Raw genomic sequence first — 18,299 nt, 5'->3', positions numbered from 1 at the left:
AACCTAGCGGGCCCCCACGACAGTCGTGGGGGCCCAGCGAGACTCAGTACGGCGTACTCAGCGCTCGACCTCGCCCTTGATGAACTTCTCCACCAGGTCGCGGCAGACGTCGTCGGCGTACTGCTCCGGCGGCGACTTCATGAAGTACGACGACGCGGACAGGATCGGACCGCCGATGCCGCGGTCCTTGGCGATCTTCACCGCGCGGATCGCGTCGATGATGATGCCGGCCGAGTTCGGCGAGTCCCAGACCTCGAGCTTGTACTCCAGCGACAGCGGCACGTCGCCGAAGTTGCGGCCCTCGAGCCGGATGAACGCCCACTTGCGGTCGTCCAGCCAGGCCACGTAGTCGGACGGGCCGATGTGCACGTTGCGCGGCTCGATGTCCTCGACCAGCTGCGAGGTGACGGACTGGGTCTTGCTGATCTTCTTGGACTCCAGCCGGTCGCGCTCCAGCATGTTCTTGAAGTCCATGTTGCCGCCGACGTTCAGCTGGTAGGTCCGGTCGACGGTGACGCCGCGGTCCTCGAACAGCTTGGCCAGCACCCGGTGGGTGATGGTGGCGCCGATCTGCGACTTGATGTCGTCGCCGACGATCGGGACACCGGCCGCGGTGAACTTGTCGGCCCACTCCTTGGTGCCGGCGATGAACACCGGCAGCGCGTTCACGAACGCTACCTTGGCGTCGATCGCGCACTGCGCGTAGAACTTGGCCGCCTGCTCGGAACCGACCGGCAGGTAGCAGACCAGGACGTCGACCTGCGCGTCCTTCAGGGCCTGGACGACGTCGACCGGCGCCGCGTCGGACTCGGTGATCGTCTCGCGGTAGTACTTGCCGAGCCCGTCGAGGGTGTGGCCACGCTGCACGGTGACGCCGCTCGGCGGCACGTCGCAGATCTTGATCGTGTTGTTCTCGCTGGCGCCGATCGCGTCGGCGAGGTCGAGGCCGACCTTCTTGCCGTCCACGTCGAACGCGGCGACGAACTCGACGTCGCGGACGTGGTAGTCGCCGAACTGGACGTGCATCAGACCGGGGACGCGCTCGTCGGGCTTGGCGTCACGGTAGTAGTGCACGCCCTGGACGAGCGAGCTGGCGCAGTTGCCGACACCGACGATCGCTACGCGGATCGAAGTCATCTGGAACTCCTCAGGTAGGGGGTGTTGCAGGCGGTTGCTGGTCAGGGGGCCGCTGCTGGCGCCGTTCGCCGTCGATCAGCTCGTTCAGCCAGCGGACCTCGCGCTCGGCCGACTCCAGGCCGTGCCGTTGCAGCTCGAGGGTGTACGCGTCGACCCGCTCCGCGGTCCGGGTCATCGCGGCCCGGAAGTTGGCCAGCCGCTCCTCCATCCGGGCCCGGCGGCCCTCGAGGATGCGCAGCCGGGTGGCCGGGTCGGTCCGGCCGAAGAACGAGAACCGGACCCCGAACGTGTCGTCGTCCCAGGCCGACGGACCGGCGTCGTGCATGGCGTGCGCGAAGTGGTCCTTCCCGTCGGCGGTGATCGAGTAGACGATCTTGGGCCGGCGGCCGTCCGGCGTACCGGCTTCGGTCGCGATCAGGCCGGTGCGGAGCATCGCCTTCAGACACGGGTAGAGCGATCCGAACGAGAGCACCCGTCCCCACCCGAACTGGGCGTTGACGCGCTTGCGGAGCTCGTAGCCGTGCATCGGCGCTTCGTGCAGCAGACCGAGTACGGCGAGCTCCAGGACCCCACTGCGGTTTCCCATGACCCACCTCCCTCGGTCCAGTTTGTCATGACCTGATGTATCGGTTCGATACATCGCTCCGCCACTGTAAGCAGCTGGTTGACGGGACGACAACTCATGACAAAGTCGACCTTTGTCACCTTTACGCCGGACCCGCGCCGAGAAACCTGTTACGTCAGGCGGCGATCTGCGTTAATTCAGCTGACACACAGCGTCGTGGGTCGGGAGCGGAGGGTCATGACCGAGAGTCAGGGCAAGCACGCCAGGCACGAGGTGGAGGGCGAGGGGCCGCTGGCCCGGATCGCCCTGAGGTTCACCGCGTTCACCGAGAAGTGGCTTCCGGACGCGTTCGGGTTCGTCCTGGTCGGCACGTTCGTCGTGCTGCTGTTCGGCCTGGTCACCGGCGAGCCGCTGCTGAAGCGTCCCGACGACCCGGCGGCGACGCACGGGTACGGCCTGGTCGACGCGTGGGGGCTGGGCTTCTGGAGCCTGATCACCTTCACGCTCCAGATGGCGATGATCATCATCGGCGGGTACGCCGTCGCGACCAGCGGGCCGGTGGCCCGGCTGATCACGCGGCTGGCCCGGATCCCGAAGACGCCGCGCGGCGCGGTCGCCTTCGTCGCGGCGGTCGCGATGCTGGCGTCGTACCTGAACTGGGCGTTCAGCCTGATCTTCGCGGCGATCCTGGCCCGCGAGGTGGCCCGCAACGTGCCGAAGGCGGACTACCGCGCGCTCGGCGCGATGGCGTTCCTCGGGCTCGGCACGGTCTGGGCGCAGGGGCTGTCCGGCTCCGCCGCGCTGCAGGTCGCCAGCCCGAGCAGCAGCCCGGCTCCTGTTCAGGAGGTGATCCGGGCCGCCGGGCATGCCAGCGGGGTGATCCCGCTGAGCGACACGATCTTCACCTGGCAGGCGATCGTGGCGACGATCTTCGTGTACGCCGTGGGCGTGACGATGGCGTGGTTCACCGCGCCCGGCGCGGACAACGCCAAGACGGCCGAGCACCTCGGGATCGAGCTGAAGCCGCTGATCGGGCGTGGTTCGGCGTACAACGGTCAAAGGGTCGAGGGCGAGACGCGCCGGCCGGGCGACTGGCTGGAGCACTCGCCGCTGTTCAGCCTGCTGGTGGTGCTGCTCGGCGCGGTCTACCTGGTCCGGTACTTCGACGGCAAGAGCTTCTTCAACGCGCTCGACCTGAACACGGTCAACCTGATCCTGTTCCTGCTCGCGATGCTCCTGCACTGGCGCCCGTGGCGGATGGCTCGCGCGGTCCGCGACGGCGCCCCGGCGGCCGCGGGCGTGCTGCTGCAGTTCCCGCTGTACGGCGGGATCTTCGGCATGATCGCGTACACGGGCATCTCCGCGCGGCTCGCCGGCTGGCTCGTGCAGGCGAGCACCCAGTTCTTCTTCCCGCCGCTGGTCGCGATCTACTCCTGCATCCTCGGCGTCTTCGTCCCCAGCGGCGGCAGCAAGTGGGTGATCGAGGCGCCGTACGTGCTGGAGGCGGCCAACCAGCTGAAGGTCGACGCCGGCTGGATGGTCGTGGTCTACGACCTCGGCGAGGCCAGCGCGAACCTGCTCCAGCCGTTCTGGATGCTGCCGACGCTCGCCATCCTCGGCCTCAAAGCCCGCGACATCATGGGCTACACCTTCACCCTGTTCCTCGCCTGCTTCCCCGCGGCGTTGCTCGCTGTGACGCTACTGGCGCCGCACGTCACCGGCTAGGTACTCTCTGTGCTCGTTTAGGGCGCGTTACCACATCCCCTCTAGTCTGGGGCCCAATGACTTCAGCGAGATCGTCGAGGACCGGACAGTGAGTGAAGCTCGTCGTAAGGCCGCCCCGTCCCGTGCACGCCGGAAGAAACACTGGGCGCTGCGGGTCCTCGGGTGGCTGCTGGCTCTGTTCTTCCTCGGCGTGATCGGGGCCGCGGCCACCTTTTTCATCGGGTACCAGACCACGGACATCCCGGACCCGAACAAGGCGTTCCAGACCAACACGACGACGGTGTACTACGCCGACAACAAGACCGTCCTCGGCAGCTTCTTCGACCAGAACCGCAAGTCGGTGCCGCTGAACCAGGTGCCGAAGACCGTCCAGGACGCCGTGATCGCGGCCGAGGACCGGACCTTCTGGACCAACCCGGGTGTCTCGCCGTCCGGGATGGCGCGCGCCGCCTTCAACATCGCGCGCGGCAAGCAGTTGCAGGGTGGTTCGACGATCACCCAGCAGTACGTGAAGATCATGTACCTGACGCAGGAGCGGACCTTCTCGCGGAAGTTCTCCGAGCTGTTCATCGCCACGAAGCTGAGTCGGCAGACGGACAAGAAGGAGATCCTCGAGGGGTACCTCAACACCATCTACTTCGGTGAGGGTGCCTACGGGATCAGTGCTGCGGGGGACGCGTACTTCAGCATCCCCGACCCGAAGAACCTCGGCGCGGCGCGAGCCGCTTTCCTGGCCACAGTGCTGAACAACCCGAGCTACTTCGACCCGGACAAGCCGGCGGCGCAGAAGCGGATCCTCGAGCGGTACCGGTACGTGCTCGACGGGATGCGGATCGGTGGCACGATCAACCAAGCGGACTACGACAAGATGAGCAAGAAGCTGCCGGCGCTCAACAAGAAGAAGAAAAGCCCTCGATTCGCCGGCACCAAGGGCTACCTGCTCGCGATGGCCAAGGAAGAGCTGGACTCCCTCGGCTACTCGCCCGAGGAGATCAGCGGTGGCGGCCTCCGGGTCGTCACGACCTTCGAGCCTGGCAAGCAGACCGAGGCGGTCCGCGCGGGACTCACCGAGCTCCCGAAGAAGAACGCGGGTCTGCACGTCGGGCTCGCGTCGGTGCGACCGGGAACCGGCGAGCTGGTCGCCATGTACGGCGGTCCCGACTTCCTGAAGAGCGAGCTGAACTGGGCCCGCCTGCGTGCCCGCCCGGGCTCCTCGTTCAAGCCGTTCGCCGTCGCCGCAGCGCTGGAGGACGACCGCAGTCTGTACGACCGGTTCCAGGGTGACAGCCCGATCGAGATCCAGGGCAAGGAACTGAACAACGAGTTCGACCGCGACTACGGCGAGGTCGACCTGCTCAAGGCGACCAAGCTGTCGATCAACACCGCGTTCTACGACCTGGTCGACAAGCAGATGGAGGACGGCCCGAACAAGGTGGTCGACGCCGCCGAGAAGGCCGGCATCCCGAAGACCGCCGCCCTCGAGCGCGGCCGGAACAACCCGTCGACGGTGCTCGGCCCGGACCCGTACGCCTCGCCGGTCGAGATGGCCAACGCGTACGCGACCTTCGCGGCCGGTGGGATGTACACGCCGGTGCACACGATCAAGTCGGTCACCTCGCCCGGCAACGCGAAGAACTTCGACCAGAAGAACAAGTACAAGTCGGTCCGGCAGTTCGACAAGCTGATCGCCGACCAGGTCAACTTCGCCCTGCAGAGCGTGACCGAGGACGGCGGCTCCGGCGAGCGCGCGCAGAAGCTCGACCGCCAGGTGGCCGGCAAGACCGGTACGGCGGGTGGTGTCGCGGTCGAGCACCGGGCCGAGAACGCCAAGTGCGACGGCTGCAAGGACGGCGACGACACGCTGACCTCCTGGTGGACGGGCTACACGCCGAACCTGTCGACCTCGGTGCTCTACCGCGCCGGGAAGACCGGTGAAGGCGACCTCGACCCGTTCAGCGACGACAAGGCGTTCTTCGGTGGCAACTGGCCGCTGCGGACCTGGCTCGCCTACATGGAGCCCGCCCTCGGCAGCTCCGACGAGCTGGAGTTCGACGAGCCGGACCCGGAGATGATGGACAGCCCGACGCCGACCTTCACGCCGACGCCGACCGACACGCCGACCAGTACGCCGACGTTCACGCCGTCCAAGCCGCCGCAGACGCCGAAGCCGCCGACGGAGACGCCGGTCAGCCCGCCGACCGAGACGCCGGACGACCCGACGCCGACCAAGCCGACGCGACCGACCCGGCCGCCGATCACCTTCCCGACCGACCCGAACGATCCACCGGGCGGCGGGGAAGGCGGCGGCCAGGGACCGGGCGGCGGCGACAAGGGCTGAACCAGGGACGGCATCTCTTCGGAGGTGCCGTCCCTGTCTTTGTCCACAGGCCTGTGGACCGAGCTGAGCCGGTTCAGCTCCGATGGGGCACGATGGGGGTGTGTTCGAGCGGACAGCGGGGGAGCAGCCCAAGGGGGCGCGGAGGGCTCGGGAGACCGGGTTCGCCGGGCTGCGGCAGTGGTTGCCGGATCAGCTCGGGCGGGAGGCGCTGGGCTGGTGGCTGATCACGCGGGCCGGGATCTTCCTGCTGGCGCTGTCCGCGCCGCTGCTGTTCAACCGCGGCGACAGCTACCCGAACGTCTGGCACGCCTGGTGGCAGTGGGACGTGTGGCACTTCAAGGCGATCGCGGAGTTCGGGTACGCGAACGGCGAGCCGTCCGGCGCGCCGCTGGCCGCGTTCTTCCCGGGCCTGCCGGTGCTGATGCGGGCGGCCAGCTGGCTCGGGATCGGGTACGTCGGTGGCGGCGTCCTGGTCTCGGCGATCGCCAGCGCGGTCGCCGGGGTCTGGCTGGCCAAGCTCGCGCGGTACGAGTTCCCCGAGCTGCGGGACTTCGGGCCGACGGCGGCGCTGGTCTGGTTCACGGCGCCGGTCGGCGTGTTCCTGGCCGCGCCGTACACGGAGGCGCTGTTCTGCGCGTTCGCGTTCCCGGCCTGGCTGGCGGCCCGGCAGGGGCGGTGGGCCCGGGCGGCGATCCTGGTCGCGCTCGCCTCGACCGTGCGGGTCTCCGGGCTGTTCCTGATCTTCGCGTTGTGCGTCGAGTTCATCACCTCGAAGAAGCGGGACTGGCGGTCGCTGCCCTGGCTCGCGCTGCCGGCCGTGCCGGTGCTCGGCTTCATGGCGTACCTGAAGCAGATCCACGGATCCTGGTTCGCCTGGCAGGACGCGCAGGAGAAGGGCTGGGCGCGCGAGTTCACCTGGCCGTGGACCTCGATCATCCACACCTTCGAGGCGGCGACGAAAGGCCACTTCCCGGCGGACCGGACCGACTGGACGTGGATGTTCCGGGCCGAGCTGGTGGCGCTGTTCGTCGGGCTGGTGCTGCTCGCCTGGTTGCTGTGGCGCCGGTCGTGGGGTGAGGCGGCGTGGGTCGGGGCGACGGTGGCGGCGTTCGTCACGTCGTATTGGGTGTACTCGCTGACCCGGGCGACGCTGCTGTGGTGGCCGCTGTGGATCGGGCTCGCGGTGCTGCTGCACCGCAGACCCTGGCTGGGCCGGTTCTACCTGGGGTTGGCGATACCCCTGGCGGCGATCTGGGCCGCGGCGTTCTTCACCGGACGCTGGTCCGGCTGACCGTGTGATGGCTTAGCGTGACCGGATGGGCACACGGAGGATTCTGCGGGTCTGGGCCGGGTCCGCGGCGGCTGCGGTGGTGGTCGGGCTCGTCGTCGGCATCGTGGTCGGACGACAGCCGACGGGGTGCCTCCCGGATGCGGACGACTGCCTGGCCGAGCTCAGGGGACTCTTCTTCGGGCTGATGACCGGCGTTGGTGTGCTGCCGGTCGCCGTGCTGGTCTCCGCGTGGCGTGCGCGACTCGCCTGGCCGTCGATGCTCGGCTCGGTCGGCGCCGCGGCACTGCTCAACCTGGCCTGGATCAACCTCACGCGCGACGCGTGGGCCGCCGGGCTGGCGGTTGCCGCGGTGGTGCTGGCGCTGGTCACCTTGGCGATGACGAGTCGGCGGGGTCAGGCGGTCGAGCCGGATCTGACCAAGTAGGCGAAGCGCTGGTGGGCGGTCTCGCCGTACGGCGTGCGGATGGTGACGGTCAGTTCGTGGTCGCCGGGGGTGAGGTCGAGGGGCCACTCGTCGGTGTCGATCGGGCCGGAGTCGAGGTGGAGGCGGACGCCCACGCCGTACGGGTGGTGGTGCTGGAAGCGGACGACCGGGCGCTGGGGTGTGCCGGTGAGGCCCGTGGAGAGGGCGGACAGACGCGGGTACGCCGGGCCGCTGTCGCGGACCAGGCGCGGGGTCTTGATCACGCGCGAGCCCTGGAAGACCGGCGCGAAGGTCGGGCCGGCCCAGGTGATACCGGTGGTGCTCGCCGAGGCGAAGTAGCTGAACCAGGCGGCAGCCTGACCTGCGCTGGGCGGCTCGACCGACCCGGCACCGATCAAATGAGGTGGTTCGAAGAGCGCCTGGAGCTCCCGCACGCCCAGTGGCGTTCCAGCAGCATCTGTCCAGTACGAGCCGTTCTGGCCGTCCAGCACGACCCAGCGGTCGAGGTCGTCGATCCAGGCCTCGCTGACGACATGGCCGCGGCCGACGCCCGTGTGGTGCGCGTCCTGCCGCAGGTCGACGCGCCGCGACGGGATCCGTACGGCGTTGAGCGCCTGGCTCAGCACGATCGAGTACTCAACACAGGCGAACCGCTCACCGGCCTCCACCCGCTCCAGCACGGTCAGCGCGTCCTCCGCGTCGACGTGGTCGTTCGCGTGCCGCCACAGCCCGTGCACCCACTCGAGCAGGCCCAGCGCCGTACCCCACGCTGAATCACCAGGCGAAGGCAGCCGCTCCAGCAGCCCCGGCAGGCGCTCAGGAGCGATCGAGTACAGCTCCAGCGGCAGTACAGCCGCCGCCTCCGGCCAGTCGACCAGCTCCAGCTCCGGCGCAGGCAGGCTCAACTCAGCCCACCCGAACACCCTCTCCAACTCCCCGTCGAACAGCTCCGGCTGCCGGAACCCGCCAGCCACCGCCTCCTCCAGCAGCTCCCGCGCACCCGCCGCTCCCACCCGAGCAGCAGCCAGCGCAGCCCCAGGAGCCCACAGATGAGCCCACCACTCGGAGTCAGCCCGCAGCTCAGGCACCAGCTCCAGCAACCCCCGGTCGTCCCGCTCCCGCATCAGTTGCTCCGCCCTGAGCCGCACTGCGGCCAGCGCCCGGGGCGCCGGGTCGAAAGCGCTCACCGGCTCAGCCATCACCCCTCCCTCCGCCCGTCGTCATCTCGGGATGTGGACTCCAGAACTCTCAGGCAACCTATCCGGCGGCTCGTTCGTCAGTACGGGTGGAAGGGGTGGCAGGCCGGGCGGGGTCGCCACCCCTCCCTTCTTCTCACGCAACGTCCGGCGGAACCTCTCAGGGGCAGGTTCCGCCGGGAAATCGGAAAGGGCGGGCCAGGTGGCCCGCCCTTCCGTCGTTCTCAGCCGAAGTTGCGCTCGATCGACGCGCTCGGCGTCGGGGTCGGCCTGGTCTCCGCGACCCGCTTCTCGCTCGGGTGCGTGCCGGCCTCGATGCCCTTCAGCGTGCCGAGCAGCTCCAGCTCCGACAGCGTCACCCCGGTGGCGCCCGCCGCCGGCGTCAGCACCAGCCGGTACTGCGTGTACGTCTTCGGCTGCGCCACGCTGAACGACCGCGTGTACGCCGGGAACGCCCAGCTCTGGCCCGACCGCTTGTCCACGGTCGTCCACTTCGTCCCGTCGTTGGAGCCCTCCAGCGTCCAGCCCGAAGGCGCGGCGCCGGTGGTCCCGCTGGTCAGCGTGTACATCGTCACCGGCCGGCCCTGCTGCAGCGTGACGGTCACCGTCGGGGCCGCCCCGGTCAGCGTGACCTGCTGCTTGGAGTCGTTGTCGGTCAGCGCGGACACGTCCACGCCGCCGGCCGCGGTGACCGCACCCTCGTCCTCGGTCGAGTCGCGCCAGGTCTTCGGGTCCTCACCGGGCTTGGTGATCGACGGCGGCGCGTCGTTGCGGCCGGTGCCCCAGCTCGACGGCTTGTCGGTCATCTCGAACTCGATCTTGCCGCCGTGCGCGATCAGGTCGTGCGGCAGCGCGGTCGAGGACCACTTCTTGCCGTTGACCTTCACACCCTTGACGTAGATGTTCTTCGCGCTGTTCTTCGGCGCGCTGACCACCAGCTTCTTGCCGCCCGGCAGGTTCACGGTCGCCTTGGTGAACAGCGGCGATCCGATCGCGTACGACGGGGAGCCGACCTGCAGCGGGTAGAACCCGAGCATGCTGAACAGGTACCAGGCCGACATCTCGCCGTTGTCCTCGTCACCCGGGTAGCCCTGGCCGATCTCCGAGCCGAGGTACAGCCGGCTCAGCACCTCGCGGACCTTCTCCTGCGTCTTGGCCGGCTGCCCGGCGAAGTTGTACATGTACGCGATGTGGTGCGACGGCTGGTTCGAGTGGCCGTACTGGCCCATCCGGACGTCCCGCGCCTCGAGCATCTCGTGGATCGTGCCGCCGTAACCGCCGACGTGGGTCGCGTCCTCGGGCGTGGAGAAGAACTCGTCGAGCTTCTTGGCCAGGCCGTCGCGGCCGCCGTACAGGGCGGCCAGGCCGGCACCGTCCTGCGGGGTGGAGAAGGCCATGTTCCAGGCGTTGGTCTCGGTGTAGTCGTGACCCCAGTCGCGCGGGTCGAAGGTCGACGGCGAGTTGCCCCAGACGCCGACCGCGTCCTTGCCCTGGAAGAAGCCGAGCGCCGGGTCGAACAGGGTCACGTAGTTGCGCGCCCGGTTCAGGTAGTAGTCGTAGTTGTCCTTGTACTCCTGCTTGCGCGGGTCGCTCTTCTTCGCCGCGTCGTACAGGGCCTTGGACATGTTCGCGATGCCGTAGTCGTTGATGTAGCCGTCCATCGACCAGCTGAAGCCCTCGGCCGTGGAGTTGGCGGTGTAGCCGTTGAAGGTCGAGCGGTCCAGGCCCTTGCGGCCGACGTTCTCCGTCGGCGGCCGGACCGACGCGTTCTTCAGCGCCGCGTCGTACGCCGCCTGGACGTCGATCCCCTTGATGCCCTTCAGGTAGGCGTCGGCGAAGGCGACGTCGGAGCTGGTGCCGACCATCAGGTTGGCGTAGCCCGGAGAGGACCAGCGCGAGATCCAGCCGCCGTCCTTGTACTGCTGGACGAACCCGTTCACCAGGTCGTCCGCGGTGTCCTGCGCGAACAGGCTGTACGCCGGCCAGACGGTCCGGTAGGTGTCCCAGAAACCGTTGTTCACGTAGGTCTGCCCGGCGACCAGCTTCGAGCCGGTCGCGGTCGGGGTGTCGGCGCCGACCTTCGGCGAGACCGGCGACGCGTAGGTGATCACCGGCTTCTTCGCCGTACCGGTGTTCTCCGAGCCGTTGTTCGGGTAGAGGAACAGCCGGTACAGGTTCGAGTAGAGCGAGTGCAGCTGGTCGGCCGTCGCGCCCTCGACCTCGATGGTGTGCAGCTTGGCGTCCCAGAGCTTCTGCGCCGCCGACTTCACCTTGTCGAACTTGCTGTCCGCGCCGAGCTCGAGCTCCAGGTTCTTCTTGGCCTGCGCGGTGCCGATCAGCGAGGTGGCGATCCGGAGCTGGACCTGCTGGACGTCCTTGCCGAAGCTGAAGTACCCGCCGACGTTGGCGCCGCCGCCGTCCGCGAGCTTGCCGGAGGCAACGACTTTCTGGTCGACGACGCCGTACACGAACAGCCGGCCGGCGCCGGTCGACAGCCCGCTCTTCACGTCACTGAAACCGGTCACGATCCCGGTCTCCGGGTCCAGCGTCAGGCCGCCGTTGTTGTTCGCGTTGTCGAAGACCAGCGACGCGCTCCCCTTCGGGAAGCTGAACCGCAGCATCGCCGCGTGGTCGGTCGGCGCGACCTCGAGCGCGTTGCCGTTGTCGAACGTCACGCCGTAGTAGTACGGGCGGGCGACCTCGTTGTCGTGGCTGAACGCCCAGGCCCGGGCCTCGCGGTCCGCGGTCGGGGTCGCCGCCGTCGACGGCATCACCTGGAAGGTCTGCCGGTCACCCATCCACGGGCTCGGCTCGTGGCTGATCGACAGCGCCTGGATCTCCGGCTTGTTCTCTTCGTTGTTGCCCTTGGCGTAGTCGTACAGCCAGGACGTCGAGCCGGCGTTCGTGACCGGCGTCCAGAAGTTGAAGCCGTGCGGTACGGCGGTCGCCGGGATGTTGTTGCCGCGCGAGAAACCACCGGTCGCGTTCGTGCCGCGGGTGGTGATCGCGAGCTCCGACGGGTGCTTCGCGGCGGTCTTCTGCGCGGCGCTGTCCGGGTTCTCCGCCTTGGCGATCCGGACGTCGTCGATCCAGCCGCGGAAGTCGGCCGGGCCCTCGGGCTTGTCGTAACCGACCAGGATCCGCTTGACGGTCTTGCCGGCGGCGTACTTGCCGAGGTCGGCCTCGATGTTGTTCCACTGGTTCGTGGACAGGCCCTTGCCGTCGCCCTGGCCGCGCGGGCTGAGCCCGAAGCCGTGGTGGTCCTTGGCCTTCAGGTCGCTCAGGTAGCTGCCGTCGGAGAACGCCAGGTCGAGCGCGGCGTACGTGCTCGGGTAGCTGAGGTCGCCCTCGACGTGCTCGGGGAAGATCTTGTACGACAGCCGGGTGTCCTTGCCGACCTTCAGGTCGACGTCGGCGACCTTGTTCCAGGTGTAGCCGCGGCCCTCGGCGGTCTGGTGGCCGGCGTACCGGAAGGACTTGACGCCGGTGAAGCCGGTCCGGGCCCGGGCGTTGTAGGCGCTGGTCGGGCCGGAGTCGAGACGCGACTCGGCGACCTCGCCGGGCGGCGGCAGCGGGGCGCCGTTGGACAGGTACCAGTCGGCGAGCTGGACGATGTTCTCGCCGTGGTTGAGCGTGACGTCGAGCTTGAAGTACGTGTACGCCGTCTCGTTCGCGACGGTGTACTCCTTGGTCTGGAACCGGTTCTCGAACGACTCGCCGGTGCGGGTGTCGAGGGTTGTCCAGGTCTGGCCGTCGTTCGAGCCGGAGACGGTCCAGTTCTGCGGGTCGCGGCCGTCGGCGTCGTTGGCCGAGGTCAGCGCGTACTTGCGCAGTGTCACCGGGGCGGAGGTCTGGTAGACCAGCCAGCCGGTCGGTTCGAAGACCAGCCACTTGGTGAACTTGTCCCCGTCGGCCACGTTGGTGGCGATCTCGCCGCCGCCGGTGTTCTCACCGTTGGCGGTCACCTGGGTGACCTTGTCCATCTCGCTGCCGCCGATCCCGGTCGGCGTCGGGCCCTCGACCCCGCCGGTGCGGGGTTTCCCGTCCGGACCGGTCTCGACCGTGTCGGTGTAGCCGGGCTGCGGCTGCCCCGGCTCGAAGGAGGTGAAGTAGGAAGCCCCACTCACAACCGGCTGCTGGTGCGCCTGGGAGGAGGTGGGAACGGAGGCGCTCGCTGACGTCATGGCAGACATTGTCACAACAAGCCCCAGAGACGTGACGAGCCCCAGTGGGCGGCGGAGTTTCATCTCGGCTCCTAGCACGGCAGAAAGTGCCCGCCGGACAGCGAGCACCCTGGTGGTCACGCGGCCCCGATGACAAGGTTGTCAGCCCGCGTCCGCAGTGATCCTCCCTACCGGCATCACCCCGGGTCAAGACTTCGTCGCACTCAGTCCTGCAAGTTACCCGCCAACGACCACCTTTCGCGGTACGACGAGCGGAACGGCGGCGCGAAGCGCACGCCTCGGGGGCGGGCGTGCTACCTACCCCCAACATGAGGGAACCGAGCATCAGCGGCTGGCGAGGACCAGCTCGCGGAAGCGACGGGCTGCGGGGGTGGCGGCGTGGCCTTGGGGGAGGACCAGGTCCAGACGGCGGTGGGTGGTCAGGTCGGTGACCGGGATCTGGCGGACTCGGGCGGCGACGGACGGCGTGAGGTCGAAGCCCGTCGGAGTGAGCGTGAGGCCGACGCCGGCGGCGACCAGGTCGAGGACCATCGTCCACTCGTTCACTTCGCAGGCGACGCGCCGGGTCAGCCCCGCCTCGCGGAAGAGCCCGTCGACCATCGCGCGGATCGCCCACTGGGCGGGCGGTTCGACGAAGCGTTCGCCGTCGAGGTCGGCGAGGGTGATCGACTCGCGCTGGGCGAGTGGGTGCGTGAGCGGCGCGGTCAGCACGATGGGCTCGGAGTCGAGCGGAGTGACGTCGAGGCCGGGGATGCGGTCGATGGTCGGGGAGACCAGAGCGCAGTCGAGCCGGCCGTCCACGACCAGGTCGATCATCTGCATCCCGGGCAGCTGCTGGACCGAGATGTCGACCCCCGGATGCGCCAGCGCGAACTCAGCCAGCCAAGCGGAGAACGGCAACCGGTGCCCACTCGTCTGCAGCGCGCCGATCCTCAGCTGCCCAGCCAGTACGCCGTGCGCATCCTGCACCGCCTGCTGTGCCGCGGCCGCCGAGTCGAGCGTGTGCCGAGCCGCCGGCAGCAACGCCAGACCCTCAGCGGTGAGCCGCACCGGCCGCGTCCCGCGGACGAACAGCAGTGCCCCGACCTCCCTCTCCAGCGCCCGGATCGAGGTCGACAGCCCGGACTGCACGATGTGCTCGCGCTCAGCGGCCCGCGTGAAGCTCCGCTCCTCGCCGAGCGCCACGAAGTGCCGCAGGTGCCGCAGCTCCACTGATATCTCCCGCACAGATGGAATTGATCTCTTCCAGTCCCAGTAAAGCTGAGATCGCCCGGGAAGCCGGAGCCGTTGGACCTCTGTGGACAACAACCAGCCACCCGAGAGGTTCCGCATGAGCACCACCACCGCGACCACGACCCGGCACCTGACCGGCTTCTGGTTCGTCGCCGCTGCCTTCTTCACGCTGATGGCGTTCGGTACCGCACCGACCCCGCTCTGGCCGATCTACCAGGTCCGCGACCACTTCGGCGCGACCACGGTGACGGTCGCGTTCGCCGCCATGGTCGTCGGCGCGGCCACCAGTTTCCGGCTGCTCGGTCACCTGTCCGACCGGCTCGGCCGGCGCCGGATCATCGTGCCCGCGCTGCTCACCGGGATCGCCTCCGCCGTGGTCCTCGCGGCCTGGCCCGCGCTCCCCGGCCTGATCATCGGCCGCGTCCTGACCGGTGTCGCCGTCGGCCTGATGGCCTCGACGGCCACCGCCTACCTGACCGACCTGTACCACGAGGCCCGCCCCGGCGACCCGTCCTCGCCGGTCCCGGCGCTGGTCGCCACCGCCGCCAACCTGGGCGGGCTCGCGCTCGGCCCGCTCGTCGCGGGCGCACTCGCGCAGTGGGCTCCGGCGCCGGTGCACACGGCGTACGTCGTGTTCGGTGTGCTGATGGTCGTGCTGCTCGGCCTGGTGCTGACCAGCCCGGAGACCGTCGACACCGACCTGACCGAGCAGGACCGCCCGGTGCGGTTCGCGGTCCGGCCGGGACGGCGGACGGAGTTCGTCGCGGCGGCGGCGGTCGGGTTCTTCGCGTTCGCGCTGATGGGCCTGTTCTCGTCGCTCGGCGCGATCATCGTCCGCGGGCAGCTCGGCATCACGTCGTACTTCGTCGCAGGTCTGGCGCCCTTCACCGCGTTCGCGGCCTCGGCGATCGCGCAGCTCGCGCTCGGCAAGCAGTCGCAGCGCGCGGTGCTGGTCACCGGGACGCTGCTGTTCCCGATCGGCCTCGCGCTGACCGCGCTCTCGCTCTACCAGCCCTCACTGGGGCTCATCCTGACCGCCGCCGCCCTGGCCGGTGCCGGCGCAGGCCTGCTGTTCAAGAGCGCCGTCACGCAGACCGCGATCGCGGCCCAGCCGGCGTCCCGGGCCGGTGTGCTCGCCGCGTTCTTCGTGATCGCGTACTTCGGGATGGGCCTCCCGTCGATCGCGTTCAGCCTGGTCATCCAGCACGTCGCGCTGCGGCCGTCGATGATCGGGTTCGCGGCCGTGCTGTCGATCGGCACGGTGCTCGCGGTCGCGAGCTCCCGGCGTACGGTCAGCGCGTAGCGGAGACCAGCAGCGTCGGCAGTACGGCGAGGAACCGGTCGCGCCGGGCCCGGTCGGTCTGCTCGGCCAGCCAGCCGTCGGCGTCCTCGCGGGTGATCAGCGCCCGCTCGACCGCCGCGTCAGCGGCCAGCTCCAGCTGCCTCACCATCACGTCGTGGCCGGTCACGACCTGGTTGTGGACCACCACCTCCGGGTCGTGGAACCCGGTGTCGAGCAGCCAGTCCCGGAAGCTCCGGGCGGCACGCGGCGCGACCGACCGGGACTCCAGCCCGAGCAGTACGACGTCAGTCAGGTCCTGGTCGCTGCTGTCGACCAGCAGGAACCCGTAGTCCTGCCCGGCGAGCACAGCCCGCCCGCCGGGCCGCAGGACCCGGTAGGCCTCGGCGAGCGTCGGCATCGGTTCCTCGAGCAGGTGGAACAGCCGGGCCGCCCGGTACCCGTCGACGGAGCCGTCGGCCAGCGGCAGCTCGTCGGAGCGTGCCACGTGAAACATCGCGCCCGGGATCCGGGCCTGCGCCACCGCGACGCAGGCCGGGTCGCTGTCGATTCCGATCACCTTCACGCCGTCGGCGATCAGCTCGCCGGCCGCGTGCCCGCACCCGCACCCGACGTCGACCACCGTCTCGCCCGGCGCCACCCCGAGCAACCGGTAAGACGCCGCTCGCAGCTCCCCGGCGCCGGGCATCTGCTCGAGCCGGTCCAGAAACGTCTCGTCTGTCATGCGACCACGCTGCAACTTCAGGTGCACCTGAAGTCAAGCGGGTCAGTCCATCGACACCTTGTCGAAGATCGTCGTGGTGTACCGGACGTCGACGCCGACCTCGTCCCCGACCGCGGGCGGCGCGACCGACGACGGCAGGAACAGCATGCTGGCCTGCATGTGCGGCGGCTCGGCGAACCAGCGCTGCTTGCCCTCGATCGTGAACGGCGACAGCGCCATCCCGGCCGCGTCCAGGCTGCCCTTGGCGACGGCGATCGCGCGTTGGCGAACACTCGCCGCCGCGGTCGGTGCCTCCAGGCCGACGCCGTGCGCCGTACCGCCGGAGACGACCAGGATGTGACCGTCTCCGGTCACCCGGCGCTGGCGGTACCCGACGCGCTCGCCGCGGCGTACCGAGTGCACGTCGAGCACGGTCGCGCGGACCGTGAACGCGCCGCGGTCACCCAGCCACAGACCGGTGCCCATCCGAAGCTTCACGTTGTCGCCGATGTCGGCGAGCTTCTGCGCCGGGACGTGCGACACCCACAACGGCCCGTTCCGGACGGCACGCGCCTGCTTGCCGAGCTCGGCGGCCTCGCGGATGTTGGCCGACGTACCGCCGGCGCCCATCGGGAAGTGCAGCGACCAGCCCTCGAACTTGATCCGGTCGAGCGCGTTCAGCAGCATCGTGTGCCGCAGCTCGCGGGCGCCGATCCCGTGCCGGCGCATCGAGGTCTGGACCTCGATCAGCACCCGGCTGCCGGCCGGGATCGAGACCAGGTCGGCCAGCCGGCTGACCGTGTGGATCACGTTCTTGCCCTGCGGGACCTCCAGGAACGAGCGCCACGGCGAGAGCACCACGACGTCGTCCTTGTAGTCCGGCGGGACCTCGGTGTACGTGCCGACGGCGACCGTCTTCGCGCCGAGCGCCCGCGCCTCGGCCAGCAGCCGCGGGTTGCCCACGCCGTACCCGTTGCCCTTGGCCACCGGGATGATGTCGGCGTTCCACGTGGAACGGAGATGGTCGCGCCATCGATCGGAGTCGATGTGCAGGATCAGGGGCATGGTGTCAACGCCGTCTCATGTAGAGGTCGAATGCGGTGTAGAGCGCCTTGTTCAACGGCAGATCCCACTCACCGACGTACTCGACGGCCTCGCCGCCGGTGCCGACCTTGAACTGGATCAACCCGACGTGCGGGTCGTTCGGGTCCAAGGTGTCGGTGATGCCCCGTAGGTCGTACACGGTCGCGCCCGAGCTGAGCGCGTCCGACATCATCCGCCACTGGATCGCGTTCGATCCACGGACGTCCCGCTTGGCGGTCGAGCTGGCCCCGTAGGAGTACCAGGAGTGACCGCCGACCCGGACCCAGATCGTCGAGGCGACCAGGTCCCCCTCGTGGTAGGCGTTGTAGAGCCGGAAGTCGCAGACGTCGGCCGGCTGGTTGGCCATCGCCGCCTGCATCTTGACGAAGTACGGCAGCGGCCGCGGCGTGAAGTGGTCGCGCTCGGCGGTCTCGACGTACAGCTGGTGGAAGGCCTTCAGGTCCTCCGGCGTGCCGAGGGTGACCTCGACGCCGAGCTTGTCGGCCTTCTTGATGTTGCGCCGCCAGAGCTGGTTCATGCCCTTCAGCAGGTCCTCCTGGCTGCGGCCGCCGAGCGGCACCTGGAAGACGTACTGCGGCTGGCCGGCCGCGAAGCCCTCGCCGACCCGGGGCGCCTTCCAGCCGAGCGCGCGCAGCTGCGCGGCGACGGTCGCGCCGGACGGCTCGATCACGTCCGGGCGGACGTCGCCGAGCTTCGGCTGCTGACCGCCGGCGATCGCGTCCTTGATCGTCTTCGCGGTCCACCGCCGGGTCGGTACCGGCGGGCCCATCCGGAGCCCGAACGCACCCATCTCCTGCGCGTGCGCGGCCAGCGGCCGCAGGTAGCGGCCGAGGTCGATCGCGTCCCAGTCGATCACCGGGCCCTCGGGCAGGTAGGCCAGGTAGCGCTTCACCTTCGGCATCTGGCGGTAGAGCACCAGTGCGGCACCGACCAGCTCACCCGGGTTCGCCGGGTCGAACCAGCCGAGCGACTCGGCCTTCCACTCGCTCTTCACCGCTGCCCAGCCCGGGGTCTGCAGGAAGCTCGCCGACGGCTGGGCCGCCAGGTACGCCGCGTGCTCGTCGGCCGAGATGGTCCGGATGCTCAAGTCACTCACGGT

The 18,299-nt window shown here is 69.4% G+C and carries 13 protein-coding genes; 5 read left to right on the top strand and 8 right to left on the bottom strand.

What is annotated here, in order from left to right:
* Positions 1 to 57 precede the first annotated feature (57 nt).
* Positions 58 to 1,137, bottom strand: a complete 1,080-nt coding sequence (locus AB0M01_RS17290; RefSeq protein ID WP_363670381.1) for an inositol-3-phosphate synthase — start codon at positions 1,135 to 1,137, stop codon at positions 58 to 60.
* Positions 1,138 to 1,147: 10 nt separating this feature from the next.
* Complete coding sequence (locus tag AB0M01_RS17285; protein ID WP_363670379.1) at positions 1,148 to 1,723, bottom strand: PadR family transcriptional regulator; 576 nt, start codon at positions 1,721 to 1,723, stop codon at positions 1,148 to 1,150.
* Between the two features lie 216 nt (positions 1,724 to 1,939).
* On the opposite strand from AB0M01_RS17285, the gene AB0M01_RS17280 reads away from it, so the two are divergent.
* The 4 genes from AB0M01_RS17280 (at position 1,940) to AB0M01_RS17265 (ending at position 7,480) form a co-directional block, all read left to right on the top strand.
* Complete coding sequence (locus AB0M01_RS17280) at positions 1,940 to 3,427, top strand: TIGR00366 family protein (protein ID WP_363670377.1); 1,488 nt, start codon at positions 1,940 to 1,942, stop codon at positions 3,425 to 3,427.
* 88 nt (positions 3,428 to 3,515) lie between these two features.
* On the top strand, positions 3,516 to 5,765 hold the full coding sequence (locus tag AB0M01_RS17275; RefSeq protein ID WP_363670375.1) for a transglycosylase domain-containing protein: 2,250 nt from the start codon (positions 3,516 to 3,518) through the stop codon (positions 5,763 to 5,765).
* Between the two features lie 100 nt (positions 5,766 to 5,865).
* Positions 5,866 to 7,056 carry a mannosyltransferase family protein gene (locus tag AB0M01_RS17270; protein WP_363670373.1) on the top strand — a complete coding sequence of 397 codons (1,191 nt, stop codon included), beginning with the start codon at positions 5,866 to 5,868 and terminating at the stop codon, positions 7,054 to 7,056.
* A gap of 25 nt (positions 7,057 to 7,081) precedes the next feature.
* A complete protein-coding gene (locus AB0M01_RS17265; RefSeq protein ID WP_363670371.1) occupies positions 7,082 to 7,480 on the top strand; it encodes a hypothetical protein in 399 nt (132 codons plus the stop codon).
* Here AB0M01_RS17265 and AB0M01_RS17260 read toward each other — a convergent pair.
* The 3 genes from AB0M01_RS17260 to AB0M01_RS17250 form a co-directional block, all read right to left on the bottom strand.
* On the bottom strand, positions 7,450 to 8,679 hold the full coding sequence (locus AB0M01_RS17260) for a hypothetical protein (RefSeq protein WP_363670369.1): 1,230 nt from the start codon (positions 8,677 to 8,679) through the stop codon (positions 7,450 to 7,452). The genes AB0M01_RS17265 and AB0M01_RS17260 overlap by 31 nt on opposite strands.
* 221 nt (positions 8,680 to 8,900) lie before the next feature.
* A complete protein-coding gene (locus AB0M01_RS17255) occupies positions 8,901 to 12,860 on the bottom strand; it encodes a GH92 family glycosyl hydrolase (RefSeq protein ID WP_363670367.1) in 3,960 nt (1,319 codons plus the stop codon).
* A 324-nt stretch (positions 12,861 to 13,184) separates the two neighbouring features.
* Positions 13,185 to 14,072 carry a LysR family transcriptional regulator gene (locus AB0M01_RS17250; RefSeq protein WP_363670365.1) on the bottom strand — a complete coding sequence of 296 codons (888 nt, stop codon included), beginning with the start codon at positions 14,070 to 14,072 and terminating at the stop codon, positions 13,185 to 13,187.
* A 118-nt stretch (positions 14,073 to 14,190) separates the two neighbouring features.
* On the opposite strand from AB0M01_RS17250, the gene AB0M01_RS17245 reads away from it, so the two are divergent.
* Positions 14,191 to 15,396, top strand: coding sequence for an MFS transporter (locus AB0M01_RS17245; protein ID WP_363670363.1), 1,206 nt, complete (start codon positions 14,191 to 14,193; stop codon positions 15,394 to 15,396).
* On the opposite strand, the gene AB0M01_RS17240 is transcribed toward AB0M01_RS17245, so the two are convergent.
* The 3 genes from AB0M01_RS17240 to AB0M01_RS17230 are packed head-to-tail and all read right to left on the bottom strand — an operon-like array spanning position 15,386 to position 18,296.
* Complete coding sequence (locus AB0M01_RS17240; RefSeq protein ID WP_363670361.1) at positions 15,386 to 16,117, bottom strand: methyltransferase domain-containing protein; 732 nt, start codon at positions 16,115 to 16,117, stop codon at positions 15,386 to 15,388. The two genes, AB0M01_RS17245 and AB0M01_RS17240, sit on opposite strands and share 11 nt — an antisense overlap.
* Before the next feature lie 42 nt (positions 16,118 to 16,159).
* Complete coding sequence (locus AB0M01_RS17235) at positions 16,160 to 17,161, bottom strand: alanine racemase (RefSeq protein WP_363670359.1); 1,002 nt, start codon at positions 17,159 to 17,161, stop codon at positions 16,160 to 16,162.
* Between the two features lie 4 nt (positions 17,162 to 17,165).
* Complete coding sequence (locus AB0M01_RS17230) at positions 17,166 to 18,296, bottom strand: peptidoglycan bridge formation glycyltransferase FemA/FemB family protein (protein WP_363670357.1); 1,131 nt, start codon at positions 18,294 to 18,296, stop codon at positions 17,166 to 17,168.
* Between the last annotated feature and the right edge of the window lie 3 nt (positions 18,297 to 18,299).

Origin of the sequence: Kribbella sp. NPDC051770 (genome assembly GCF_040681455.1) — a bacterium.
In the GTDB taxonomy this organism is placed as follows: Bacteria; Actinomycetota; Actinomycetes; order Propionibacteriales; family Kribbellaceae; genus Kribbella.
The sequence above is the reverse complement of the archived record's forward strand: the minus strand, read 5'-3'. Positions and strand labels throughout refer to the sequence as shown.

Bases quoted from the DNA above. Each gene is read 5' to 3' on its own strand.
- AB0M01_RS17245 (WP_363670363.1), top strand. From the start codon at position 14,191: ATGAGCACCACCACCGCGACCACGACCCGGCACCTGACCGGCTTCTGG.
- AB0M01_RS17265 (WP_363670371.1), top strand. From the start codon at position 7,082: ATGGGCACACGGAGGATTCTGCGGGTCTGGGCCGGGTCCGCGGCGGCT.
- AB0M01_RS17240 (WP_363670361.1), bottom strand. From the start codon at position 16,117: ATGACAGACGAGACGTTTCTGGACCGGCTCGAGCAGATGCCCGGCGCC.
- AB0M01_RS17285 (WP_363670379.1), bottom strand. From the start codon at position 1,723: ATGGGAAACCGCAGTGGGGTCCTGGAGCTCGCCGTACTCGGTCTGCTG.
- AB0M01_RS17280 (WP_363670377.1), top strand. From the start codon at position 1,940: ATGACCGAGAGTCAGGGCAAGCACGCCAGGCACGAGGTGGAGGGCGAG.
- AB0M01_RS17290 (WP_363670381.1), bottom strand. From the start codon at position 1,137: ATGACTTCGATCCGCGTAGCGATCGTCGGTGTCGGCAACTGCGCCAGC.
- AB0M01_RS17235 (WP_363670359.1), bottom strand. From the start codon at position 17,161: ATGCCCCTGATCCTGCACATCGACTCCGATCGATGGCGCGACCATCTC.
- AB0M01_RS17255 (WP_363670367.1), bottom strand. From the start codon at position 12,860: ATGACGTCAGCGAGCGCCTCCGTTCCCACCTCCTCCCAGGCGCACCAG.
- AB0M01_RS17260 (WP_363670369.1), bottom strand. From the start codon at position 8,679: ATGGCTGAGCCGGTGAGCGCTTTCGACCCGGCGCCCCGGGCGCTGGCC.